20 protein-coding genes are annotated in these 23,139 nt (G+C 69.7%); 9 read left to right on the top strand and 11 right to left on the bottom strand.

Translation table 11 applies throughout. From position 1 onward, the window contains the following. The first annotated feature begins 62 nt into the window (after positions 1-62). The 6 genes from BKK80_RS29715 to BKK80_RS29740 all read left to right on the top strand — a co-directional run bounded on the left by BKK80_RS29715 (position 63) and on the right by BKK80_RS29740 (position 8,034). Positions 63-1,307 carry an efflux RND transporter periplasmic adaptor subunit gene (locus BKK80_RS29715; protein ID WP_071072407.1) on the top strand — a complete coding sequence of 415 codons (1,245 nt, stop codon included), beginning with the start codon at positions 63-65 and terminating at the stop codon, positions 1,305-1,307. Positions 1,308-1,322: 15 nt separating this feature from the next. Beyond that, on the top strand, positions 1,323-4,505 hold the full coding sequence (locus BKK80_RS29720) for an efflux RND transporter permease subunit (protein WP_071038606.1): 3,183 nt from the start codon (positions 1,323-1,325) through the stop codon (positions 4,503-4,505). Between the two features lies 1 nt (position 4,506). Continuing rightward, positions 4,507-6,024, top strand: a complete 1,518-nt coding sequence (locus tag BKK80_RS29725) for an efflux transporter outer membrane subunit (protein ID WP_071038607.1) — start codon at positions 4,507-4,509, stop codon at positions 6,022-6,024. A 170-nt stretch (positions 6,025-6,194) separates the two neighbouring features. Then, complete coding sequence (locus BKK80_RS29730) at positions 6,195-6,440, top strand: hypothetical protein (RefSeq protein WP_071019085.1); 246 nt, start codon at positions 6,195-6,197, stop codon at positions 6,438-6,440. 239 nt (positions 6,441-6,679) lie between these two features. After that, positions 6,680-7,255, top strand: coding sequence for an AAA family ATPase (locus BKK80_RS29735; RefSeq protein ID WP_071072409.1), 576 nt, complete (start codon positions 6,680-6,682; stop codon positions 7,253-7,255). A 107-nt stretch (positions 7,256-7,362) separates the two neighbouring features. Then, entirely contained in the window at positions 7,363-8,034 is a 672-nt protein-coding gene (locus BKK80_RS29740) for a DUF2459 domain-containing protein (protein WP_071072411.1), read from the top strand. On the opposite strand, the gene BKK80_RS36800 is transcribed toward BKK80_RS29740, so the two are convergent. The 6 genes from BKK80_RS36800 to BKK80_RS29765 form a co-directional block, all read right to left on the bottom strand. Next, positions 8,023-8,175: a hypothetical protein gene (locus tag BKK80_RS36800; RefSeq protein WP_156811454.1), complete on the bottom strand. Its 153-nt coding sequence runs from the start codon at positions 8,173-8,175 to the stop codon at positions 8,023-8,025. The two genes, BKK80_RS29740 and BKK80_RS36800, sit on opposite strands and share 12 nt — an antisense overlap. A gap of 191 nt (positions 8,176-8,366) precedes the next feature. Then, positions 8,367-9,617, bottom strand: coding sequence for an alanine transaminase (gene alaC, locus BKK80_RS29745; RefSeq protein ID WP_071038610.1), 1,251 nt, complete (start codon positions 9,615-9,617; stop codon positions 8,367-8,369). Positions 9,618-9,694: 77 nt separating this feature from the next. Continuing rightward, positions 9,695-10,252 (bottom strand): 2-thiouracil desulfurase family protein, encoded by a 558-nt coding sequence (locus tag BKK80_RS29750; RefSeq protein WP_071019078.1) that lies wholly within the window; start codon positions 10,250-10,252, stop codon positions 9,695-9,697. Positions 10,253-10,332: 80 nt separating this feature from the next. Next, a complete protein-coding gene (locus tag BKK80_RS29755) occupies positions 10,333-11,391 on the bottom strand; it encodes a porin (RefSeq protein WP_071038612.1) in 1,059 nt (352 codons plus the stop codon). Positions 11,392-11,737: 346 nt separating this feature from the next. Beyond that, positions 11,738-12,652, bottom strand: a complete 915-nt coding sequence (locus BKK80_RS29760) for a LysR family transcriptional regulator (RefSeq protein WP_071019075.1) — start codon at positions 12,650-12,652, stop codon at positions 11,738-11,740. Between the two features lie 41 nt (positions 12,653-12,693). Further along, entirely contained in the window at positions 12,694-13,071 is a 378-nt protein-coding gene (locus BKK80_RS29765; RefSeq protein WP_071072413.1) for a MerR family transcriptional regulator, read from the bottom strand. A gap of 164 nt (positions 13,072-13,235) precedes the next feature. Between BKK80_RS29765 and BKK80_RS29770 the strand changes: the two genes are divergently transcribed. After that, complete coding sequence (locus BKK80_RS29770; protein ID WP_071019072.1) at positions 13,236-13,694, top strand: hypothetical protein; 459 nt, start codon at positions 13,236-13,238, stop codon at positions 13,692-13,694. A gap of 26 nt (positions 13,695-13,720) precedes the next feature. Here BKK80_RS29770 and BKK80_RS29775 read toward each other — a convergent pair whose 3' ends face one another. Both BKK80_RS29775 and BKK80_RS29780 read right to left on the bottom strand, forming a co-directional pair. Beyond that, positions 13,721-15,106 carry a DUF1501 domain-containing protein gene (locus BKK80_RS29775; protein ID WP_071073417.1) on the bottom strand — a complete coding sequence of 462 codons (1,386 nt, stop codon included), beginning with the start codon at positions 15,104-15,106 and terminating at the stop codon, positions 13,721-13,723. A gap of 37 nt (positions 15,107-15,143) precedes the next feature. Further along, on the bottom strand, positions 15,144-16,775 hold the full coding sequence (locus BKK80_RS29780) for a DUF1800 domain-containing protein (protein WP_071072415.1): 1,632 nt from the start codon (positions 16,773-16,775) through the stop codon (positions 15,144-15,146). 358 nt (positions 16,776-17,133) lie between these two features. Here BKK80_RS29780 and BKK80_RS29785 point away from each other — a divergent pair, with 358 nt between their 5' ends. Then, complete coding sequence (locus BKK80_RS29785; protein WP_071019068.1) at positions 17,134-18,519, top strand: amino acid permease; 1,386 nt, start codon at positions 17,134-17,136, stop codon at positions 18,517-18,519. Positions 18,520-18,566: 47 nt separating this feature from the next. Here BKK80_RS29785 and BKK80_RS29790 read toward each other — a convergent pair whose 3' ends face one another. Both BKK80_RS29790 and pdxR read right to left on the bottom strand, forming a co-directional pair. Beyond that, a complete protein-coding gene (locus BKK80_RS29790) occupies positions 18,567-19,514 on the bottom strand; it encodes a bestrophin family protein (protein WP_071019066.1) in 948 nt (315 codons plus the stop codon). 186 nt (positions 19,515-19,700) lie between these two features. Beyond that, positions 19,701-21,185 carry a MocR-like pyridoxine biosynthesis transcription factor PdxR gene (pdxR, locus tag BKK80_RS29795; protein WP_071072417.1) on the bottom strand — a complete coding sequence of 495 codons (1,485 nt, stop codon included), beginning with the start codon at positions 21,183-21,185 and terminating at the stop codon, positions 19,701-19,703. Positions 21,186-21,452: 267 nt separating this feature from the next. Between pdxR and BKK80_RS29800 the strand changes: the two genes are divergently transcribed. After that, positions 21,453-22,661: a benzoate/H(+) symporter BenE family transporter gene (locus BKK80_RS29800; RefSeq protein ID WP_071072419.1), complete on the top strand. Its 1,209-nt coding sequence runs from the start codon at positions 21,453-21,455 to the stop codon at positions 22,659-22,661. Positions 22,662-22,742: 81 nt separating this feature from the next. On the opposite strand, the gene BKK80_RS29805 is transcribed toward BKK80_RS29800, so the two are convergent. Next, entirely contained in the window at positions 22,743-23,060 is a 318-nt protein-coding gene (locus tag BKK80_RS29805; RefSeq protein WP_071019061.1) for a zinc ribbon domain-containing protein, read from the bottom strand. Positions 23,061-23,139: the final 79 nt, after the last annotated feature.

The following is a 23,139-nucleotide window of genomic DNA, read 5'->3' on the forward strand; positions in this document are numbered from 1 at the left end:
GGTGCGGGTCCGCCATCCCGCCAGCCGGTCCAGCCCAACCGTATTGAAACCGAGGTTCCTCTATGCGCGTCGAACGGGTTTCCTCTCTCCTGGTCTGTGCGGCGGCGGCCGCCGCACTGTCGGCATGCGGGAAGAAGCAGGCCGCCCCGCAGGCGCCGATGCCGGAGGCCGGCGTCTATACGGTGCAGACGACACCGGTTCCCGTCGTCAGCGAACTGCCCGGCCGCACCAATGCCTTCCTGGTGGCCCAGGTGCGCGCCCGCGTGGATGGCATCGTGCTGCGCCGGGTCTTCACCGAAGGCGATGACGTCAAGGCCGGGCAGTTGCTGTACAAGATCGACCCGCAGCCCTACATCGCCGCACTGAACAGCGCCAAGGCCGCGCTGGCGAAGGCCGAAGCCAACGTGGCCACCCAGCAGGCCCTGGTGCAGCGCTACAAGGTGCTGGTCGCCGGCAACGCCGTCAGCAAGCAGGACTACGACAATGCCGTGGCAGCGCTGGGACAGGCCCAGGCCGACGTGGCGGCCGGCAAGGCCGCCGTGCAGACTGCGCAGATCAACCTGGGCTACACCGACGTAACCTCGCCGATCACCGGCCGCATCGGCCTGTCGCAGGTGACCCCCGGCGCCTACGTGCAGGCCAGCCAGGCCACGCTGCTGGCCACGGTCCAGCAGCTCGACCCGATCTACGTCAACCTGACCCAGTCCAGCGTGGATGGCCTCAAGCTGCGCCGCCAGATCCAGGAGGGGCGCCTGCAGGTGAACGGCGCCAATGCCGCCAAGGTCGCGCTGGTGCTGGAGGACGGGCGCAGCTACGGCGCGTCCGGCAAGCTGCAGTTCACCGACGTCAGCGTCGACCAGACCACCGGCTCGGTCACCGTGCGGGCCATCTTCCCCAATAAGGACGGCGTGCTGCTGCCCGGCATGTTCGTGCGCGCCCGCATCGACCAGGGCACCAACGACCGCGCCATCATCGTGCCGCAGATCGGCGTCACCCACGACCAGAAGGGGCAGCCGGTGGCGCTGGTGCTCGACAAGGACAACAAGGTCGCGCAGCGCAAGCTGGTCACGGCCGGCACCTATGGCAGCTACTGGGTGATCGACAGCGGCCTGAGCCCGGGCGAGCGCGTGGTCGTCAACGGCGTGGAGAAGGTCAAGCCGGGCATGACCGTCAAGCCGGTGGCGCCCAGGCTGCCGGCCGGGCCGGCCTCGGGGGCGCAGGCGGCCCCGCCAGTTTCCGCGCCCGCCACGGCGGGCGCCTCGGCCCCGGCCCCGGCGGCCCCGGCTTCCGCCCCGGCGGCGCGATAGACGGGAGCCGGCGCCATGGCAAAGTTCTTCATCGACCATCCGATCTTCGCCTGGGTCATCGCCATCATCCTGATGCTGGCCGGCGTGGCCTCCATCATCACGCTGCCGATCGCGCAGTACCCGACCATCGCGCCGCCCGCGGTGCAGATCAGCGCCAACTATCCCGGCGCCTCGGCCAAGACCGTCGAGAACACGGTGACGCAGGTGATCGAGCAGCAGATGAGCGGCCTCGACCACCTGCTCTACCTGTCCTCGACCAGCGATGACTCCGGCACCGCCACCATCACGCTCACCTTCGCCGCCGGCACCAACCCGGACATCGCGCAGGTGCAGGTGCAGAACAAGCTGCAGCTCGCCACGCCGCTGCTGCCGCAGGTGGTGCAGCAGCTCGGCACCAAGGTGACCAAGTCGAGCAGCAGCTTCCTGCTGGTGCTCGCCTTCGTCTCCAAGGACGGCAGCATGAACCGCTACGACCTGTCGAACTACGTGGCCTCCAACGTGCTCGACCCGATCAGCCGCATCGACGGCGTCGGCACGGTCACGCTGTTCGGCTCGCAGTACGCCATGCGCATCTGGCTGGACCCGACCAAGCTGAACAACTACAGCCTGACGCCGCTGGACATCACCGCGGCCGTGCAGGCGCAGAACGTGCAGATCGCCGGCGGCAGCCTGGGCGGCACGCCGTCCGTGCCCGGCCAGATGCTGCAGGCCACCATCACCGAGGCCACGCTGCTGCAGACCCCCGCGCAATTCGGCGACATCCTGCTCAAGGTAAACACCGACGGCTCGCAGGTGCGCCTGCGCGACGTGGCCCGCATCGAACTCGGTGGCGAGACCTACAACTTCGACACGCAGTACAACGGCCAGCCGACCGCCGCCTTCGGCATCCAGCTCGCCACCGGCGCCAATGCGCTGAACACCGCCAAGGCCGTGCGCGAGAAGATCGCCGCCTTGTCCAGGTACTTCCCCAGCGGCCTGGTGGTGGAATTCCCGTACGACACCACGCCCTTCGTCAAGCTGTCGATCGAGGAAGTGGTCAAGACGCTGCTGGAAGGCATCGTGCTGGTGTTCCTGGTGATGTACCTGTTCCTGCAGAACCTGCGCGCCACCCTGATCCCCACCATCGCCGTGCCGGTGGTGCTGCTGGGTACCTTCGCCGTGATGGCGGTGGTGGGCTTCTCCATCAATACCTTGTCGATGTTCGGGCTGGTGCTGGCCATCGGCCTGCTGGTGGACGACGCCATCGTGGTGGTGGAGAACGTCGAGCGCGTGATGGCCGAGGAGGGACTGTCGCCGCGCGACGCCACCCGCAAGGCCATGGAGCAGATCACCGGCGCGCTGGTGGGCGTGGCGCTGGTGCTGTCGGCCGTGTTCGTGCCGGTCGCCTTCTCCGGCGGCTCGGTCGGCGCCATCTACCGGCAGTTCTCGCTGACCATCGTCTCGGCCATGATCCTGTCCGTGATGGTCGCGCTGATCCTGACCCCGGCCCTGTGCGCTTCCATGCTCAAGCCCATCCCGCAGGGCCACCACGAGGAGAAGAAAGGCTTCTTCGGCTGGTTCAACCGCACCTTCACCGCCAGCCAGCAGCGTTACCACGGCGGCGTGAAGCACGTGATCCGCCGCTCCGGGCGCTGGCTGATCATCTACCTGATGGTGATCGCGGTGGTGGCGGTGCTGTTCCTCAAGCTGCCGAAATCCTTCCTGCCGGAGGAGGACCAGGGCTCCATGTTCGTGCTGGTGCAGGCCCCGGTCGGCTCCACCCAGGAGCGCACGCAGAAGGTGCTGGACGATGTGCGCCGCTACCTGCTGGAAGACGAACGCGATTCGGTGGAGGCGGTGCTGACGGTGAACGGCTTCAGCTTCGCGGGCCGCGGCCAGAACTCGGGCCTGGCCTTCGTGCGCATGCGCGACTGGAGCCAGCGCAAGACGGCGAACCTCAAGGTGCCGGCCCTGGTCGGCCGCATGTTCGCCCACTTCGCGCCCTACAAGGACGCCAATGTGTTCCCGGTCAACCCGCCCTCGATCCCCGAGCTGGGCACCGCTTCCGGCTTCGACTTCGAGCTGCAGGACCGCGCCGGCCTCGGCCACGAGAAGTTGATGGAGGCGCGCAACATGCTGCTGGGCATGGCGGCCAAGGACCCCTCGCTGGCGCAGGTGCGGCCCAACGGCCTCAACGACACGCCGCAGTTCAAGATCAACATCGACCGCGAGAAGGCCAACGCGCTGGGCCTCACCACCAGCAGCATCGACCAGACCTTCTCCATCGCCTGGGCATCGTCCTACGTCAATAACTTCCTCGACCTGGACAACCGCATCAAGAAGGTCTACGCCCAGGGCGACGCGCGCTTCCGCATGAACCCGGACGACCTGAGCTACTGGTACGTGCGCAACGCCGCCGGCACCATGGTGCCGTTCAGCGCCTTCAGCAGCGGCCAGTGGATCTACGGTTCGCCCAAGCTGGAGCGCTACAACGGCATTCCCGCGGTGGAAATCCAGGGCGCGGCGGCACCGGGCAAGTCCACCGGACAGGCCATGACCGCGGTCGAAGCCATCGCCGCCAAGCTGCCCGATGGCATCGGCTACGAATGGACCGGCCTGTCCTACCAGGAGCGGCAGTCGGGCTCGCAGGCGCCGATCCTGTACGGCATCTCGATCCTGTTCGTGTTCCTGTGCCTGGCCGCGCTCTACGAGAGCTGGTCGATCCCCTTCTCGGTGATCATGGTGGTGCCGCTCGGCGTGGTCGGCGCGCTGCTGGCGACCACGCTGCGCGGACTGGAGAACGACGTGTTCTTCCAGGTCGGCCTGCTGACCACGGTCGGCCTGTCGGCCAAGAACGCCATCCTGATCGTGGAATTCGCACGCGATCTGCGCGACCAGGGCCTGTCCGCGGTCGAGGCAGCGGTGGAAGCGGCGCGCCTGCGGCTGCGCCCGATCCTGATGACCTCGCTGGCCTTCATCCTCGGCGTCACGCCGCTGGCGGTCAGCAACGGCGCGGGCTCGGGCAGCCAGCACGCGATCGGCACCGGCGTGATCGGCGGCATGGTGACCGCCACCTTCCTCGCCATCTTCATGATCCCGATGTTCTTCGTCGTGATCAGCCGCTTCAGCAAGCAGAAGGTCGAGCCGGCACGGGCCACGCCGCCCGGTGCGGGCGGACCCGGCGCCGGCGGCACGGCCGTGCCCACGGAAGGACCTTGAGATGCGCAGACAAAGCCTGATCGCCGCCTGCACCGCCGTGCTCGCCGCCGGCTGCACGCTCGCGCCCCGCTACGAGCGTCCCGCCGCGCCGGTCGACGCGGATTTCCCGCGCGGCGGCGTCTACGACCACCAGCCGGAGGCGGCCGGCGCCGCCGACAAGAGCCGCAGCGCCGCGGGCCTGGCCGCGCCCGAGATCGGCTGGCGCGATTTCTTCGCCGACGCACGCCTGCAGCAGCTGGTCGAACTGGCGCTGCGCAACAACCGTAACCTGCGCGTGGCGGTGCTCAATATCGAAGCCTCCCGCGCGCAGTACCAGATCGCGCGCGCCGCGCTGTTCCCCGCGCTCAGCGCGGCCGGCTCGATGACCCGGACGCGCACGCCCAAGGACCTGACCCTGAGCGGCAAGCCGATCACCACGGAATATTCGGTCGGCCTCGACGTCTCCTGGGAGATCGACTTTTTCGGCCGCGTCCGCAGCCTCAAGGACCAGGCGCTGGCGCAGTATTTCGCCCAGGCCGAGAACCGCAAGGCGGCGGAGATCGCGCTGGTGTCGGCGGTGGCCGACCAGTACCTGACCATGCTGGCCTACGACGATGCGCTCACCGTCACGCGCAACACCCTGGCGACGGCACAGGAGTCATTCCGCATCACCAAGCTGCAGTTCGACACCGGCACCGGCTCCGAGCTGGCCCTGCGCCAGGCCGAGGGCGTGGTCGAGCAGGCGCGCGCCAACCTCGAGTCGCAGCAGCGGCTGCGCGCCCAGGCCGAGAATGCGCTGGTGCTGCTGGTGGGCGAGCCGCTGCCGGCCGATCTGCCTGCCGGCCTGGCGCTGGACAGCCAGGACCTGCTGGCCGACATTCCGCCCGGGCTTCCATCCGACCTGCTCGCGCGCCGCCCCGACATCGCCGCCGCCGAGCAGGTGCTGCGCGGTGCCAACGCCAATATCGGCGCCGCGCGCGCGGCCTTCTTCCCGCGCGTGACGCTGACCGGCAGCGGCGGCACGCTGTCGCCCACCTTCGGCGGCCTGTTCAAGCCGGGCTCCGCCGCATGGTCGTTCACGCCGCAGATCACCCTGCCCATCTTCGAGGGCGGGCAGAACGTCGCCAACCTCGACCTGGCGCACGTGCAGAAACGCATCGACATCGCCAACTACGAGAAGGCGATCCAGACCGCCTTCCGCGAAGTCGCCGACGGGCTCGCCGCGCGCGGCACCTATGACAACCAGATCCGCTCGCTGGCGCTCTTCACCAGCACCCAGCGCCGGCGCCTGGAGTTGTCCGAAATGCGCTACCGCAGCGGGGTCGACAGCTACCTGAGCGTGCTGACGGCGCAGACCGATTTCTACTCGGCCCAGCAGCAGCTGATCACGGCCCGGCTGCAGCGCCTGACCAACCTGGTCGACCTGTACCAGGCGCTGGGCGGCGGCTGGCTGGAGCACACCGGCGACACGCCGCGCCCGTCCGATGCAGCGGTCGACTACGCGCAAGCGCCCGGCCGCGCCGCCGGCAAGCTGCCATGACTTGACCAAAGTCAGAGGCGGATACATCACTATCGGCCAAAATGATGCTTTGGCTCACCAACGACTGGCTTCACGCGGCATCGCGCCCTGCTCACCGCAGCACCCGGGCCGCCGGCGCCAGGCGGCACAACTAGGACATCCAGCGCATGAGAACGCTCGGCTATAGAATCATGGGTATCGCGATCGCCCTCGCAGTGGTCGGCCTGCTGATCGCCATCCCCTTCAGCGAAGTGCCCGGCAACCCCCACCTGTTCCGGTTGATGCTGGAAGGCTATCGCATCCACCTGATCCCCGACGGCTCCTCGCCCACCGGTTACCTGGTCAACCTGATGAGCGGCGACTGGCTGTTGCTGTGCTCCGGAGTCTTCCTTACAGGCTTCGTGATCGCCACGCTCGGCCACGTGCGCCGGACCTGAAGCGGCGCCGGCGCGGCGCGCGCCTTGCGCGCCGCAACGATCGCCGCCCGCCTCGCCGCTCCCTCGCACTACTGCGCAGCCGCCGCCCCGCTTCGCCCTCCCGCGCGCGCTCCTCTCCTGCGCTGCTCTCCTGCGCTGCTCTCCTGCGCTCCCCCTCCTGCGCGTCCCCGATTCCCAGCCCGGCAGGCGTCGCGACAGCGTGACGCTGCCCCCGGCACCCTCCTGCCCAGCCCTTTGCCATGCCCACCACATCCGTTGCCGACACCTCCGCATCATCCCGCTTCATCGTACTGACCGGCGGCCCCGGCGCCGGCAAGACGACCCTGCTGGAAGCCCTCGCCGGCGCCGGCTATGCCTGCAGCGAAGAAGCGGGGCGCGGCATCATCCGGGACCAGGTCGCCATCGGCGGCAACGCGCTGCCCTGGTGCGATGCGACGGCCTTCGCCGAAGCCATGCTGGCCTGGGAGATGCGCTCCTATCATCTCGCCGGCCGCCAGCCCGGCCTGGTCTTCTTCGACCGCGGCATGCCGGACGTGGCCGGCTACCTGCGCCTGAGCGGGCTGCCTGTGCCCGCGCACGTCGAGCGCGCCGCGCGCATCTTCCGCTATCGCCCTCAGGTCTTCCTGCTGCCGCCCTGGCGCGAGATCTTCACGCAGGACGCCGAACGCCGGCAGAGCTACGAAGAGGCCGTGCGTACCTGCGAAGCGATGCGGGCCACTTACGCGGCCTATGGCTACCAACTGGTCGAGGTGCCGCCGGGCAGCGTCGCCCGGCGGGCAGCGTTCGTGCTGGAGCAGGCGGGCGCCCTGTCCTGATGCGCTCGCGTTCCGGGCTTGCGGCAGGCAGCGGTGCGCCGCCTACACTTCCCGCAGGGCCATGCGATGCATGGTCCATCGACAGGAACCTATCGACAGGAGCCCAGTTGCGCCGGAACGGTCCGCCCTGCCCCACACCGCGTCCGCGCCTGCTGGCGCTGGCAATGCTGCTGCTCGCCGGCTGCGCGTCGGCCCCGCCCCCCGTGCCGGGCGGTCCGCCGGTGACCCGCATCGCCGTGATCGCGCGCGGCTGGCACACCGACATCTGCCTGGCGTACCCCGATGCGGGCGAGCGCGTGCGGGCACTGGCCAGTGGATTCGACGGCGCGCGCTTTCTCTGCTTCGGTTTCGGCGAGCGGCAATTCGTCATGGCGCGCGAGCATGGCGTGCTGGCCACGCTTTCAGCGCTGCTGCCGAGCCGGGCCGCGCTGCTGATGACGGTGCTGAACGCGCCGCCGGAAGCCGCCTTCGGCGCGAGGGAGGTAGTCAATCTCGAAGTCGGCGAGAAGGGTCTGGATGGCCTGCAGGCCTATCTGCGCGCCTCCGTGCAGGACACCGCTGACGGACAAGCCATGCGCCTTGGCGATGGCCCGTATCCGGGCAGTGTGTTCTTCGCCGCCACCGGCACCTACGATGCCTTCTTCACCTGCAATACCTGGACGGCCGAGGGGCTGCGCGCGGCGGCGCTCCCGGTCGACGGCAACATCCTGCTCTCCGGCACGCTGATGCGGCAGGCGCGCGGGCTGGCGCGGCAGCAGGCGCCGGCACTAGCACGGTGACGGCGTGCACACCGTGGCACCTTGCGGCGGCACCACGACGGTTGTCTTTGCTGGGGGATTGGGGTCGCTGCTGCTGAAGGACACGCAGCCCGCCAGGGCCAGCGGCAGCAGCGCCGCGATCAGGATGGCATACCGTTGCATCGTGGTTCTCCCATGGCCCGGCGGCAAGCGGCCGGGCCGATTGAACGACAATGAATCCAGTATAGGCAGCGACGACTGCGCCACGCCCGGCCGGTCCCGCTCCGGGTGCCCATCGAGACACTCCGGGGCGGCAGCCGGCCGCGCCGGACGGCGCCAGCCGCACATGGCGCCCGATATGCGCTGGACGAGGCTCAGCCCTTGGCCTTGCCCGGCTGCGGATGGTGCTCGTCCACCGGTACCTTGACCAGCCCGTCGGCGCGGAACATGGCCTTGATGCCGCGCACCGCCTGGCGGATACGCGACTCGTTCTCGATCAGCGCGAAGCGCACGTACTCGTCGCCGTAGTCGCCGAAGCCGATGCCGGGCGACACGCACACCTTGGCCTTGGCCAGCAGCTGCTTGGAGAACTCGAGCGAACCCAGCGCACGGTAGGGCTCCGGGATGCGCGCCCAGATGTACATCGACGCCTTGGGGATCTCCACCGGCCAGCCGGACTCGATCAGCCCGCGCGCCAGCACGTCGCGGCGCGACTGGTATTGCGCCGCGATCTCCTTCACGCATTGCTGGTCGCCTTCGAGCGCGGCGATCGCGGCCACCTGCAGCGGCGTGAAGGTGCCGTAGTCGTGATAGCTCTTGATGCGCGTGAGCGCCGCCACCAGGTCCGGATTGCCGACCATGAAGCCGATGCGCCAGCCCGCCATGTTGTAGCTCTTGGACAGCGTGAAGAACTCCACCGCGATGTCCTTCGCCCCCGGCACCTGCATGATCGACGGCGCCTTCCAGCCGTCGAAGACGATGTCGGCATAGGCCAGGTCGTGCACCACGAAGATATCGTGCTTGCGCGCCAGCGCGATGACGCGCTCGAAGAAGTCCAGCTCGACGCATTGCGCGGTCGGGTTGGAGGGAAAGCCCAGCACGATCATCTTGGGCTTGGGATAGCTGCCGCGGATCGCGCTTTCCAGCTCGGCGAAGAAGTCCACCCCGGGCGTCAGCGGCACCGAGCGGATATCCGCGCCGGCGATCACCGCCCCGTAGATGTGGATCGGGTAGCTGGGATCGGGCACCAGCACGGTATCGCCGCGGTCGAGCGTGGCCAGCATCAGGTGGGCCAGGCCTTCCTTGGAACCGATGGTGACGATGGCTTCGCTGTCGGGGTCGATATCGACCTCGTAGCGTTCGCGGTACCAGTGCGAGATGGCGCGGCGCAGGCGCGGGATGCCCTTGGAGGCCGAATAGCCGTGGGTGTCGGCGCGCTGGGCGGCCTCGGTGAGCTTGGCCACGATATGCGGCGGCGTGGCACCGTCGGGGTTGCCCATGCTCATGTCGATGATGTCCTCGCCACGGCGGCGGGCGGCCATCTTCAACTCGGCGGTGATATTGAAAACGTAGGGGGGAAGGCGATCGATGCGCGCAAAGCGGCGCTTGCCCGAAGCGGCAGACATGGAGTTCCTTTCAACGTAAGCGCCCGGAACCGTCCGAGCGACGCGTCCTGCCGTTGGTGCGGCAGGCGGAACACATCTTAGCGAGGAAGACCGGAAGCGGCAAGCGTTGAATCGGCGCCGGCGTCTTCCGCAACGGCATCGGCAACGGCGCGCAGCAAGGCATCGACCTCGTCCTCGTTCCACACCATGAGCCCGGCCTCGGCCAGCAACGCGGCGGCCACGCCCTGCCCCGCACGGTGCGCACCGGTGAAGCTGCCGTCGTAATGCGCGCGGTTGCCACAGGAGGGACTGAATGCCTTCAACAGGGCATGTCGGCAGCCGCGCTCGCGCGCGAGCGCCAGGGCCTGCTGCGCACCGGATACAAAGGCTGCGCTGACGTCGCCGCCGCTGCGCTCGCGCACCACGGCGACGCCGGCCAGCACCTGCGGCCCGCTGCCGCCGACGATTTCCGCCGGCGGTCGCGGCACCGGCAGGCCGCCCAGCAGCTCGGGACAGGCCGGCACCAGTTCGAAGACCTCGCGCAGCCGCGCCAGCACGGCATCCGGCTGCGCCTTGCCCTGGCCGTCGTAGCGCACGGGCCGGCCCAGCAGGCAGGAACTGATCAGCAAGGCGGGACGGGAAGCGGCAGGCGGCATGCGGTACGGACCGGGACGTAGGAAAGCCGCCCCAGTCTACACCAGCCGCCGCCGCGCCCCGTTCCTTGCGGGCGCTCCGCTCAGAAGCGGTGGCGCAGGCCGATGGTGGCGCCGGCCTGGTTCTGGCCGGCGACCACGGTGCCGTTGCCGCTCAGGCCCAGCGCCGAGCCGTTCTTGTTCTTGGTGTAGCCCAGCATCGCGTAGGCGTCGGTGCGCTTGGACAGCGAGTAGTCGGCCACCAGCGCGAACAGCCACGGATCGGCGCCGCTGTTCTTGGTGTCGGTGTAGTAGGCCGCGCCGGTCAGCATCAGCGCCGGCATCACGCGGTACTGCGCGCCGAGCCAGTAGACGTTGTTGCGGGTCACCGCGGCGGTGGCGCTGGCGGTGCCTTCGTCGCGCAGCCAGCGGTAGCCGGCGAAGACCTTGGCATCGCCGAAGGCGTAGGACGCGCCCACGGCCACGCGGCGGGCCGCGCGGTCCTGCAGCGCCGCGCTGGCGCCCTGGAACTGGTCATAGGCCACGCCGGCCGAGAACGGGCCGTTGCCGTACGACACGCCGCCGCCGAAGTTCTTGGCGGCCTTGAAGGCGCCCGGGGTCTCGCCGTTGTTGTCGCGGCCGAAGCTGTAGAAGGCGGTGGCGGTCAGGCCGCCGAACTTGCCGGTGTACTTGACAGCGTTGTCGGCACGGCCGTTGAACAGCGAGTCGACGCTGTTCAGCGAGTAGCGCGGGCCCACGCCCATCGGATCGTAGGCGCCGAACAGGTCGTACAGCGCGTTCTGCTGGCGGCCCAGCGTGACGGCGCCGAAGTCGCCTTGCACGCCGACGTAGGCCTGGCGGCCGAACAGGCGGTTGCCCTGGCCGGACATGCCGGTGTCGAGGTCGAAGCCGCTTTCCAGCACGAAGATGCCCTTGAGGTTGTTACCCAGGTCTTCGGTGCCGCGCAGGCCCCAGCGCGACCCGGACAGGTTGCCCGAGTTCATGCGATAGACGGTCTCGCTGCCGTTGTTGGCAGCCGGGGCGTGGCTGGCCACTTCGATGCCGGCATCGACGATGCCGTAGAGCGTCACGTTGGACGCGGCCTGGGCGTAGGCCCCGCCGGAGACCGCGGCGGCGGCCAATGCAAGGAGAGCTTTCTTCACTGTATTCACTCGGTCTTTTTTTGTCGGATGACGATCCCCGCCCGCACCGCATCGGGCCGATCGGCCGGCATGGCGCGAGCGCCCTCCCGGCGCATCCGGAACCGCGAGGAACCGGGCACCACGGAAGCAGCTGACGACGGAACGCGCCGCGACATCGGCAGGAATCGACGGGCTGATCGCGGTGAAGACGTGGCTGGCACATCCCCGCCCCATGCTGCCGTGCTGCGCTGCTGCACCGGGTCACCGCGACAGTGAGCGCATTGTGACGGTGTTCTGTGAAAGAAATATGTCGCTTTGTCTCTGTCGCCAGACAGGCAGCGCGCCCTGCGGGGCGCGCCGGCGGCATTCAGGCCGGGAAGGGATAGGCGGCGTCGAAGGCGGCGAAGCGCGCCTCCAGGAACTCGATCAGCCGGCGCTGGCGATAGGCCGGAAAACGGTTGCGCAGGAACACGAGCTGCAGCGGCAGGGCCTGCCCGTACCAGTCGCGCAGCAGCAGTTCGAGCCGGCCGTCGCGGATGTCGGCGGCAACGTCGAACCAGCTCTTGAAGGCGATGCCGTGCCCGCCCAGCGCCCAGTCGCGCACCACCGCGCCGTCGTCGCTGGTGCGGCGCCCGCTCGCTTCGACCTCCACCTGCTGGCTGCCCGACTGGAAGCGCCAGCGCATGCGCGCCTGTCCTCCGGGCGCCAGGCACAGCAGTTGGTGGCGGGCGAGCTGCTCGGGCGACGCCGGCCTGCCGGCGCGCGCGAGGTATGAGGGGGCGGCCACCGCCACGCGCCGCGTGGTGGTGAGCTGGCGCCGCACCAGGCTGGAGTCTTCGAGCCAGCCGACGCGCACGGCCAGGTCCACATTGCTGCGGAAGAGGTCGGCCAGGGTATCGCCGATGGACAATTCCAGCGAAAGCTGCGGGTGGGTCTCGAGGAAATCGTCGAGCCAGCCGCGCAGCCAGCTGCGCCCCAGGTCCGACGGCGCCGACAGGCGCAGCGGCCCGGCCAGCTCTTCGCGTTGCTCGGCCAGGGCGCCCTCGCCTTCTTCCAGTGCGGCCAATGCCCTGCGCGCGGCGTCCAGGAACAGCCGGCCCTCCTCGGTCAGGCGCATGCGGCGGGTGGTGCGGGCAAACAGCCGCGCATTGAGACGCTGCTCCAGCCGGATCAGCGCGGCGCTGGCGGTGGCGGCGGTACGGTCGAGTTCGCGTGCCGCCGCGGAAAGGTTCTCCAGTTCGGCCGTGCGCACGAAGAGCTTGAGGTCGTCGAGGGAATACATGTTGGACGGGCGGGCATGGCCCGGCGATGGGTCGGGAAAGGTCAGAGAAGGTCGGGGCCGGTCAGGACCGCCGGTGCAAAAGGGCAAGGCTGGCCGATGCGCGCCGCCAGCTCGCCGCGCAGCGCGCCCAGCTCGGCCAGGCGTGCGTCGATCACCGCCAGCTTGGCGCGCAGCAGCGCCGACAAGGTCTCGGCGGGATCCTCCGCCGCCCGCAGCGTGGCGCCGTGCGCGGCGATTTCGGCCAGCGAAAAACCCAGCGCCTGCGCGACGCGCACGTAGCGCAGCCACTCCACCGTCTCCGGCGGGAAGTCCCGATAGCCATTGGCCAGCCGCCGTCCCTTTAGCAAGCCCACCTTTTCATAAAACCGCACCGCGTCGCGCGACAGTCCTGCCCGCTCGGCCAGCTCTCCAATGCGCATCCAGCGCCTCCACTCGTCCTGGCGCCACCCCGCCGGCGGCGCTTGACCCTGGAGCTTACTCCATGCCCCAGCCTTGCGGCACGTCTCACCCCGTGCCGGCGCGGCGGCCGGCGACGGCCGCCCGGCCTTCCCTTCCCGTCGAGACGACCGACAAGGAGCTGACCATGAACCACCCCCTCCCCACCTCGCTTGCAGGCAAACGCTACCTGCGCCTCGTGCGTGCCAGTGCCTGGTACGACCTGCTGGTCACTGCCGGCTTTGCCACACCCTGGAGCCTGGCCTGGCTGCATGCCGCCCTCTCGGCCGCCGGTGCCGCCAGCGGCCTGGGCGCGCTGCCGCCGCTGGACCTGATGCAGACGCTGTTCGCCAACCTGCTCGGTTCCGTGGTGGTGGTCTGGGCCCTGCTGCGGCTGCGCCGGCCATTGCCCTCGCACGGCGGCTACGATGCCGCCGCGCGCGCGCTGTTCGCGGCATGGCAGGCCTATGCGCTCGCCTGCGGCGGACCGCGGCTGCTGTGGATCTTCCTCGTCTTCGAGATCGCCTGGGGCGTGGCGCAGGCCCTGCCGTGGCTGGCCGCCGGCTGGCAGGCACGCGATACGGCGGCGCCCGCCCGCCGCCCCTGACGGCGCAGGCGGGCCGGCCCTGCCGCTCAGACCAGGCCGATGTCGCGCGGCCGCGCGCCCGGGAACACCTGGGCCAGGCGGGACTCGTCGAGTCCATACAGCCGCTGGAACAAGCCGCCCAGCACGGCCCGGTACTCGTTGAGGACAGGCCAGTCGCGGTTCTGGTTGAGCGTGCGCTCTTCCACCGCCACCTGGTCACCGGCGATGCGCCCGCCGCGCACGGTGCCGCCCGCCACCCAGTAGACGGTGCCGTGCCCGTGGTCGGTGCCGCGCGTGCCGTTCTCGCGGAAGGTGCGGCCGAACTCCGAGATCACCACCACCGTGGTCTTGCTCCAGGCCGGCCCCATCTCCTCGGCGAAACCGGCCAGGCCGCGCCCGAGATTGTCCAGCAGGTTGGCCAGCTGTCCCTGCGCCGCGCCCTGGTTCACATGGGTATCCCAGCCGCCCACGTCGATGAAGGCGAGGTTGAACTTGTCCCGCATCAGGCCGGCCATGCGGCGCGCTTCCAGTTCGAAGCCCTTGGCGCTGAGCGCGTGCCGGTTGGCTGCCTGCATCTCCTCCAGGCGCGCGGCCAGCGTGCCGCCGGCGCCGGTGGTGCCAGTGGTGCCGCTGGTGCCGCTGGTGCCGTCGCCCATGGCTGCCGCCGGCATGGCGGCGCGGCGCTGCATGGCCTCGGCTTCCTGCGCCACGGCCTGGCGCAGCTCGAAGCCCTCGTCGATCAGCGGCTCGAAGCGCGTACCCCGGTACATCTGCGCCAGCAGGCGTGCCTGGCGTGCGTCGAAGGGCGCGCGTCCGGTGCCCTTGAGCGAGACATTGGGCACGTCGCGCGTGCCCGACAGCACGGTCGGCATGCCGTCGGTGAAGGCGACCGGCGCAGTGCGCCCGCCCATCGCCAGCGCCAGCCGGTTCAGGAAGCCGCTGCCGCGCGCAGCGCCGGCGGCGGCCAGCGCCGACGGCAGCCCTGCCTCGATGCCGTCCTGCGTCTCGAAATGGCTGCGCGACAGGTCGGCGGTACCGGCGAACGGCAGGAAGGCGAGCTGCTGCCGCTGCCACAGCGGCAGCATGCTGTCGCGCAGCGCGGGGTGCAGCGCCCAGCTGCCGATGCCACGGGCGCCGGCATCGGCCTCGAAGCCGGCCGCCAGCGCCAGCGCCGCCGCCGGATCCGGCGGCGCACCGGCGGCGAGCGGGGCGCGGATGGCGATGGTGGGCCGCACCGCGCGATAGAAGTCGCTGCCGGCAGGCACCAGCACGCTGCAGGCGTCATAGCCGCCGCGCAGGAACACCAGCAGGAAGCGCGCGTCCGCCTGCGCCGGCAACGCATAGGCGCGCGACACGATGCCGGGCCACGCCAGCGCCGCGCCGGCGGCGCCGAGGCCGGATGCGGCCCCCTTCAACCAGTCTCTGCGGTTCATGATCGACTCCGTGGAGCGCATGCGCGCCGGGGCCCCTTCATCGCTGCATCCATTCGGGCGAGGCCAGCAGCAGCGTGTTCCACTCGGCCTGGCTGGTCGCCTGCGCCAGCGCCGTGCGCGTGCCGGCACCGAGCGTGTGCTCGATGGCCTCGAAATAGAGGCGATTGCCCGGCATCGGAAAACCGGCGGCCGGCAGCGGCTTGCCATCGTCACCCTGGAACAGGCCGGCCGGGCCGCTGCCGATCGCGCGCGCGATCTCGAAACGCTTGACCAGTTGCCCCGAGCTGGCCCAGGCACTCTCCGCCAGCGGGTAGCCGTCCGGTGTCACGCGCCCGTAGAGCGGCTCGCCGAGCTGCTGCAGCCAACCCACCGCCGGCCGTACGTTGGCCACCGGCCGTCCGTCGTAGGCCAGGCGCAGCGAGGACACCACGAACACCATCGGGTCCTTGAACTTGCGCCCCGCGCCGGCGGCCGCCCGGTCCATCTCGGGCGACAGGAACAGCGTCCTCAGCACGGCGCCGATATCGCCGCGGCTATGCATGAAGGTATCGGCCATGCGCGCGACCAGCGCAGGCGGCGGCTCGTCGGCCAGGAAGCAGGCAGCCAGCTTGGCCGACAGGTAGCGCGCGGTGGCAGGCTCGGCGGCCAGGATGTCCACCGCCTGCTCGACCTCGCGGAAGCCGCCGGGCGCGATCGGGTGGCCGAGCAGCGTCTTCGCGCCGTAGTCGTGCCGTGCCGGATTGAAGGCGAACAGCCCTTGCGCGCGGTAATCCGCCTGCCGCTGCGGCGGCAACCTGGGGGGCTGCCCGCTCACCTCCAGCCCCACCCCGGTCAGCACGCGCGCCAGCTCCTGCACGTCCTGCTGCGTATAGCGCGAGCCGCTGGGCCCGCCCGATACGCCGAGCGTGTGCAGTTCCATCAGTTCACGCGCGTAGTTCTCGTTGAGATGGCCGGCCGCGCTCTGCGCGTTGTCGAGGTATTCGAGCATGGCCGGCGCGGTCACCGTGGCCAGCAGCAGGTCGCGGAAGCGGCCCAGCGCGCGCGGGCGCACCACCTTGTCCTCGTAGTCGCCCAGGGTCCAGCGCACCGTGCCCTTGCCGGAGTAGACGCTGAAATGGTTCATCCAGAACCAGGTCATCTGCTCGCGCAATTGCGCCGGCGAGCCGAGCGCGCGCAGCAGGTGGCGCCGCGCGGTGTCCAGCACCAGGTCACTGCCCAACCGGGTGATCGCATCGCTCGCCTGACGCTTGGCGTCCTCGTCCGCGAGTCCCTTGATGCGCTGCTGCTCGGCCACCACCGCGCGGTAGCGCTCGGTGCCGTCCATCTGCGACACGCTCAGCGCCGCGATGGGGCCGGCGAGCGCGGGCGGGTCGGCTGCCGGCAGGCGCAGTTGTTCGTCCAGGAAGCGCTCGCGCCCGAGCCGCTGCAGGCGGGCGATACTGGCCTGGTCGGCGCCGAAGGTGACGCGGTCGAGCCAGCGCAGGTCGGCGGCGCTGAGCGCGGCCGCGCCGCCCTGGGAGCCCGCGCCGGACTGGCCTGCAGCGCAGGCTCCGAGCAGGGCCACGGCCGCCGCGGCCGGCAACAGGGCCGCGCGCCGCGCAAGCCACCTGGCGGCCGCCGCCAGCCCGGTGGCGCAAGCGCCGCCGCTACGGCATCGGACTTGGCTCATGAGGCGCATGGCTCGGATCGCTCCCGCAAGGTCTGGACACCGCACTGACGCGCCGACCCCGGTCCCGGTTGACCACCGCGCCGCCAGGAAACCCCTGCATCACATCCGTCCGCGCGGCGAGCCGGCGGAGAACGCGCCTCGCATCTTGTGCCAAGCAGCGCGGAAAACCGCCATCCTCCTTTCGTGGATTTGGCAGATTGATGAATCTTCTGCCATCATCCGACTTTTTTCGGCAAGAGAATGCCGTCCACGCGGCGCCACGACCTGGCTTCCGCGCGCCGCGCACTCCACTGCCCCCTGCGGCTCCGCCCCACAAGGGCCGGAGCCGTCCGTCGATACCATCGGAGACAACGAAGACATGGGTGAACACCAAACGGAGCAACTGCAGCGCGGCCTGGGCGAGCGCCACATCCGCCTGATGGCGCTGGGCTCGGCGATCGGCGTCGGGCTCTTCCTGGGATCGGGGGCCGCCATCCGCATGGCGGGTCCGGCCATCATGCTGGCCTATGCCCTGGGCGGCGCGATGATCTTCCTGATCATGCGCGCGCTCGGCGAGATGGCCGTGCACCATCCCGTGGCCGGCTCCTTCTGCCGCTACGCGCAGGACTACCTCGGCCCGCTGGCCGGCTACCTGACCGGCTGGAACTACTGGTTCGTGTGGCTGGTGACCTGCATCGCCGAGATCACGGCGGTGGGCATCTACATGGGCATCTGGTTCCCCGACGTGCCGCGCTGGATCTGGGCGCTTGCCGCGCTCGCCGCGATGGGCTCCGTCAACCTGCTGGCGGTCAAGGCCTACGGCGAGTTCGAGTTCTGGTTCGCCATGATCAAGGTGGTCACCATCGTGGCGCTGCTGGCGGCCGGCGGTGCCATGATCGTGTTCGGCCTGGGCAACGGCGGCGTGCCGGTCGGCATCGGCAACCTGTGGGCGCATGGCGGCTTCCTGCCCAACGGCGCCGGCGGCGTGCTGATGTCGCTGCAGATGGTGATGTTCGCCTACCTCGGCGTCGAGATGGTCGGACTGACCGCGGGCGAGGCCAGCAATCCCGCCAAGTCCATCCCGCAGGCCATCAACTCGGTGTTCTGGCGCATCCTGATCTTCTACGTCGGCGCGCTGTTCGTGATCCTGTCGCTCTACCCCTGGGACGGCATCGGCACCCAGGGCAGCCCCTTCGTGATGACCTTCGAGCGCCTGGGCATCCGCACCGCCGCCGGCATCATCAACTTCGTGGTGCTGACGGCCGCGCTGTCCTCCTGCAACGGCGGCATCTTCAGCACCGCGCGCATGCTCTACAGCCTCGCCGTGCAAGGCCAGGCCCCGCGCGCTTTCGCCAAGGTCGACCGCAACGGCGTGCCGCGCCGCGCGGTGCTGGTCTCGATGGCGGCGCTGCTCGGCGGCGTGGCCCTCAACTACCTGGTACCGGAAAAGGTCTTCGTCTGGGTCACCTCGATCTCGACCTTCGGCGCAGTCTGGACCTGGGCCGTGATCCTGGTGGCGCAGATGCAGTTCCGCCGCAGCCTGTCGCCGGCACAGCGCAAGGCGCTCGCCTTCCGCATGCCCTTCTGGCCCTACGGCTCGTGGATCGCGCTCGCCTTCCTGGCCGGCGTGGTGGCGCTGATGGCCTATTTCCCCGATACGCGCGTGGCGCTGTACGTCGGGCCGGCCTGGCTGCTGCTGCTGGTCGTGCTGTACCGCCGCCTGGACGGCGACGGCCGCCAGCCGGCCGCTGCGCCGCGCGGCTGACCTGCGGCCCGCGCCGGTCCGCCAAAGGGGCCGGCGCGGGCCCGGCTTCAGCGCAGCACGAAATCCACCGCCACCGGCGGCGCCGGCAGGTCGCGCTCGCCCAGCGTCTCGCGCAGGGTCGCTTCGATGGTCAGCGAGATCGCCTCCAGCGCGAGGTCGTTGGGCGCGGTGCCGAACGGCTCCTCCAGCTGCGCCGCCAGCGCCTCGAGCGCGAAGAAGGTGTAGGCGATGAAGGCGACGATCAGCGGCGTGGTCGGCCCGATCGAATCGAGCAGGCCGAACGGCAGCAGCAGGCAGTAGAGATAGGTCGTGCGATGCAGGATCACCGCGTAGGTGAAGGGAATCGGCGTGCCGGCGATACGCTCGCAGCCGCCCAGCACCTCGGTGAGACGTTCCAGCGGACGCTCCATCGCCGCCGCCAGCACTGGATCGAGCCGACCCCGGCGCCGCATGTCGCGCAGCCATTCCCCCGCCATCAGCAGCAGCACGGCAGGCTGGAAGCGCGCCTGCGCCACGCGCGCGCAATCTTCCGGCGACAGCAGGCGCGCCATGTCCTGGCCCGGCGCCGAGCCGCGCAACTGGTGCCGCAGCGCGTGCGCGAAGGCCGCCAGCCGGTAGACGAAGGGGCGCGCGCGTGCCGCCGCTTCCTCACCATCGGCACCATCGGCGCCATCCACCCCATCGGACAGCGTGCAGGCCTGCCGCGCCAGCGTGCGCGACGCATTCAGCAGGCTGCCCCACAGCCCGCGCGCCTCCCAGTAGCGCGCGTAGCTCGTGTTGTTGCGGAAGCCGAGGAAGATCGCCAGCGTCAGTCCGATCAGCGAGAACGGCACGAAGGTCAACGGGATCTTCAAGGAGAACAGCCTGCCGTGCAGCAGCGTCACCAGCACGGCGAAGCCGGTGGTCAGGGCAAGTTGCGGCGCAATGGCCGGCAGCACCGAGCCGCGCAGCAGGAACAGCATGCGCAGCCAGTTGGGGCGGGGACGGATGATCATGGCGGCCTGCGATAGCCGGCGGCACGCCGCCCGCAGCGCCGCTGCGAGCCCGCCCGCCAGGCGCGGGCGGCCGTCCGCCGGGAAATCACTCTAGCACAAGGGGATCGCGCCGCACCGGCCGTTTGCGCCCGGTGTTCGAAAGACCGGGTGATCCGGCGAATCCAGGAATCAGGTCACGGGAGGCCTTCACCGATCCAGCGCGCGAAGCACATTGGCGAGCTTCCTGACCGCCACTTCCAGTTCTTTCGGGGCATAGGCAGCAAACCCCATGAGAAAGCCGGACTCGGACCGGCTGGACGCATGCAGGGCCGTCAGTCCCAGCAGGTCGATGCCGGCCCGGCGCGCGGCATCGATGGCTTTGCGCTCCGGGATGTCGCGCAGCAAGACGCATGGCATCTGCATGCCACCGCTGGGCACCCGCGGTTCAACGAAACCGGACAAGTGCCTGCGCACGAGCTGCTCCAGCACATCGCGCCGCTCGCCGTAGACGCCACGCATGGTGCGCACATGCGCACCGAAGTGCCCGCCCTCCATGAAGCGCGCCAGCGTCAGTTGCGGGATGGCGGCGCTATGCCCGTCCTGCAGCGTGCGGGCAACCGTCATCGGTGCCACGAGCTGCGGCGGCAGGACCATGTAGCCGATGCGCAGGCCTGGGAACATAGACTTGGTGAAGGTGCCGATGTAGATCGTCCGGTCGTGCGCGTCGAGACCCTGCACGCATGCCGTGGGCCTTCCTGCATAGTGGAATTCGCTGTCGTAGTCGTCCTCGATGATCCAGGCCTGGTTCCGCCGTGCCCAGTCGATGATGGCGAGACGCCGGTCGAGCGCCAGGGTCGCCCCGGTCGGGAACTGGTGGGAAGGCGTCAGGAACACTGCCTTGGCAGGCTGCGCGGCATCCTGCAGCGACTCCACCCGCATCCCCTGCGCATCCAGCGGAACCGGTACGCATTCCAGGCCAGCGGTGTCGAACGCCCTGCGCGCGCCGTGATATACGGGGTCTTCGATGAAGATCCGGTCACCGGCATCGAGCAGCACGGCCGCGCACAGTGCCAGGGCCTGCTGCGAACTGGTCAACACCAGGACGCGCGCGGGCGTGGCGCTGGCGCCGCGCTCCAGATTGACGTAATCCGCGATGGCTCGCCGCAACGGTTCCATGCCCTGCGGGTCGCCATGCGTCAGGGCAAGCGTTCCCTGCTCCTTCAACACTTGCCGCTGCAGCCGCTCCCAGGTCTGCAAAGGAAAACTGCGCGTTTCGGGTACGCCCGGGGCGAAGGGACGCGGCGCCAGCGTTTCGCGCACACCCCCACTTTGGAACATGGCCGCACCGCGCTGGCTGAGGCGCGGCGACTCGCGCTGCCGTATATGGCGCTGAGCCGCGCCATGCCTCGGCGACAACTGCGCCCGCTGCGAGACGAAGCTGCCGCTGCCTACCCGCCGGTCGATAAACCCTTCCGCCTGCAACTGGCTGTATGCAGCCTCCACCGTGTCCCTGGAAACGCCCAGCGATTGCGCGAGCGCCCGCGAGGCGGGCAGAGGCTTGCCGATGTCCAGCGCGCCGTCGAGGATCAGCTGCCGGATGGCGCGCTGGATGCGTGCATGCAGCGACAAGGCGCCATGAGCCGGATCACCCATCCAGGCTTTGACGGATTCGAGTTGGGCGTGCTTGAACAATGGCTGGGTATCTCACCGGAAGAACGGCGTGGACATGCCCGCCATCTTAAGGCCAAGGCGAGAACGACCACTCGACAGGATCCGGAAGACACCAGCAGGCCATGCTGGCTTTGGAGGAAGTCGGGGTCGGGGCCGGGCGTGGGCATGCCCGGCGATTGGTCGGCTGACAGTCGAGAAATTGGCTGGGTACAACATGCCATTTCGAGGTTAAAAAAGTAGCTTCCCGACAACGTTCAAGAACCGATCTTGCAGGAGTCAGAAAAGGCCATGTTGCGCGCCACCTCACCGTCTCCCATCCGTCTGGGCGATCTCGCCCATCCTGTCGTGGCCGGCCTGGTCTCGGTCATCGTGAACTACGGCGGCACCTTCATTCTGGTGTTCCAGGCCGCCAAAGCGGCCGGCCTGGGCCCGGAGCTGACGGCCTCTTGGGTGTGGTCGGTCTCGCTCGGCGTGGGAGTGACCGGCCTCATCCTCAGTTGGGTCGCCCGCGAGCCTGTCATCACGGCCTGGTCAACGCCGGCGGCCGCGTTCCTCGTCACGGCGCTGGCGACCACGCCCTACGCGGAAGCTGTCGGTGCGTATCTGATCTCCGCCGCGGCCTTCGTGCTGCTCGGGCTGACAGGCTGCTTCGAGCGGGTCATCCGCCTGATCCCGCCGGGTGTGGCCGCCGGCCTGCTGGCTGGCATCCTGCTGCAATTCGGCATCGGCGCCTTTGGCGGCATGAGCGTCGATCCGCTCTTGGCGGGGATGCTGATCGTGGCCTACACCGTACTCAAGCGATTCACCGCGCGCTATGCCGTGGTCGGCATTCTGGTGCTGGGGCTGGCTTTCCTCCTCATCCAGGATCGCGTCGGCCTGTCCGGGCTGACGCTGAAGTTCGCCGCACCCGTGTTCACCATGCCGGCGTTCTCGCTCAATGCGCTGTTGAGCGTGGCCTTGCCGCTGTTTCTCATCACGCTGACCGGCCAATATATGCCCGGCATGCTGGTCCTGCGCAACGATGGCTTCAAGACCAGTGCCAACCCCATCGTGACCATCACTGGGCTCGGCTCGCTGCTGATGGCGCCGTTCGGTTCGCATGCGTTCAACCTTGCCGCGATCACGGCGGCGATCTGCACCGGCCCGGAGGCACACGAAGACCCCTCCAAGCGTTGGATCGCCGGCTTCGCCGCGGGCGTCTTCTACATCCTCGTCGGCGTGTTCGGCGTGACCCTGGCCGCCGTCTTCATGGCCTTCCCGCCTACCTTCATCACCACCCTGGCGGGCCTGGCGCTGCTGGGTGCGATTGGCGGCAGCCTCGCTGGCGCCATGGCCGATGCCAGGACCCGTGAAGCCTCGCTGATCACCTTCCTGGCAGCCGCTGCCAATATCAAGATGCTTGGCGTCGGCGGCGCGTTCTGGGGCTTGCTGATCGGCCTGACGGCCTATGCGGTGCTCAACGGCCGGTGGTCCCGCCCCGCGCCGCAACCCAGGTGAGCGCCATCTTCCGCGTGGGCACGACGGCAGAGCCTGCGCGGTTCGTCCGTGAGCGGCCCCAGCAGTGCCGGGACCAGCGACCTAATGGCTGATCATCCAGGGACGCTTGCCCGGATAGGATTTCGCCGCGTCCGTTGCGGGCTTGGCCGCGGCCGTGCCGCAACCGCATCCCGGGCCGTGGCGATGGCCCTGCGACAGCGCCGGCGCGTGCGCGCTGCGCTCGTTGCCGGCATGCGCGCGCCGCTGGGCAGGTGGCATCAGGGCCAGCATGGTCAGGCTTACCATGCGCTTCGCCTCGGCCCCGCAGTCCGGGCAGGCCTGCGGCGCGTCGCGATCGGCCACGCGCCGCATGGCGGAAAACGCTCCGCAGCCGGCGCACTCGTACTCGTAGATCGGCATCTCCCTTCTCCTTCGCTCCGTTTCCCTCGCACTGTTTCGCTTGTCCTGTCGCCCGCGCTGCCCGCGCGCGGCGCGTCGG

It is taken from the genome of Cupriavidus malaysiensis, assembly GCF_001854325.1.
Lineage (GTDB): Bacteria > Pseudomonadota > Gammaproteobacteria > Burkholderiales > Burkholderiaceae > Cupriavidus > Cupriavidus malaysiensis.

Coding starts and splice junctions, on each gene's coding strand:
- BKK80_RS29715 (WP_071072407.1), top strand. CDS start 63: ATGCGCGTCGAACGGGTTTCCTCTCTCCTGGTCTGTGCGGCGGCGGCC.
- BKK80_RS29720 (WP_071038606.1), top strand. CDS start 1,323: ATGGCAAAGTTCTTCATCGACCATCCGATCTTCGCCTGGGTCATCGCC.
- BKK80_RS29725 (WP_071038607.1), top strand. CDS start 4,507: ATGCGCAGACAAAGCCTGATCGCCGCCTGCACCGCCGTGCTCGCCGCC.
- BKK80_RS29730 (WP_071019085.1), top strand. CDS start 6,195: ATGGGTATCGCGATCGCCCTCGCAGTGGTCGGCCTGCTGATCGCCATC.
- BKK80_RS29735 (WP_071072409.1), top strand. CDS start 6,680: ATGCCCACCACATCCGTTGCCGACACCTCCGCATCATCCCGCTTCATC.
- BKK80_RS36800 (WP_156811454.1), bottom strand. CDS start 8,175: ATGCAACGGTATGCCATCCTGATCGCGGCGCTGCTGCCGCTGGCCCTG.
- alaC (WP_071038610.1), bottom strand. CDS start 9,617: ATGTCTGCCGCTTCGGGCAAGCGCCGCTTTGCGCGCATCGATCGCCTT.
- BKK80_RS29750 (WP_071019078.1), bottom strand. CDS start 10,252: ATGCCGCCTGCCGCTTCCCGTCCCGCCTTGCTGATCAGTTCCTGCCTG.
- BKK80_RS29760 (WP_071019075.1), bottom strand. CDS start 12,652: ATGTATTCCCTCGACGACCTCAAGCTCTTCGTGCGCACGGCCGAACTG.
- BKK80_RS29765 (WP_071072413.1), bottom strand. CDS start 13,071: ATGCGCATTGGAGAGCTGGCCGAGCGGGCAGGACTGTCGCGCGACGCG.
- BKK80_RS29770 (WP_071019072.1), top strand. CDS start 13,236: ATGAACCACCCCCTCCCCACCTCGCTTGCAGGCAAACGCTACCTGCGC.
- BKK80_RS29775 (WP_071073417.1), bottom strand. CDS start 15,106: ATGAACCGCAGAGACTGGTTGAAGGGGGCCGCATCCGGCCTCGGCGCC.
- BKK80_RS29780 (WP_071072415.1), bottom strand. CDS start 16,775: ATGAGCCAAGTCCGATGCCGTAGCGGCGGCGCTTGCGCCACCGGGCTG.
- BKK80_RS29785 (WP_071019068.1), top strand. CDS start 17,134: ATGGGTGAACACCAAACGGAGCAACTGCAGCGCGGCCTGGGCGAGCGC.
- BKK80_RS29790 (WP_071019066.1), bottom strand. CDS start 19,514: ATGATCATCCGTCCCCGCCCCAACTGGCTGCGCATGCTGTTCCTGCTG.
- BKK80_RS29800 (WP_071072419.1), top strand. CDS start 21,453: ATGTTGCGCGCCACCTCACCGTCTCCCATCCGTCTGGGCGATCTCGCC.
- BKK80_RS29805 (WP_071019061.1), bottom strand. CDS start 23,060: ATGCCGATCTACGAGTACGAGTGCGCCGGCTGCGGAGCGTTTTCCGCC.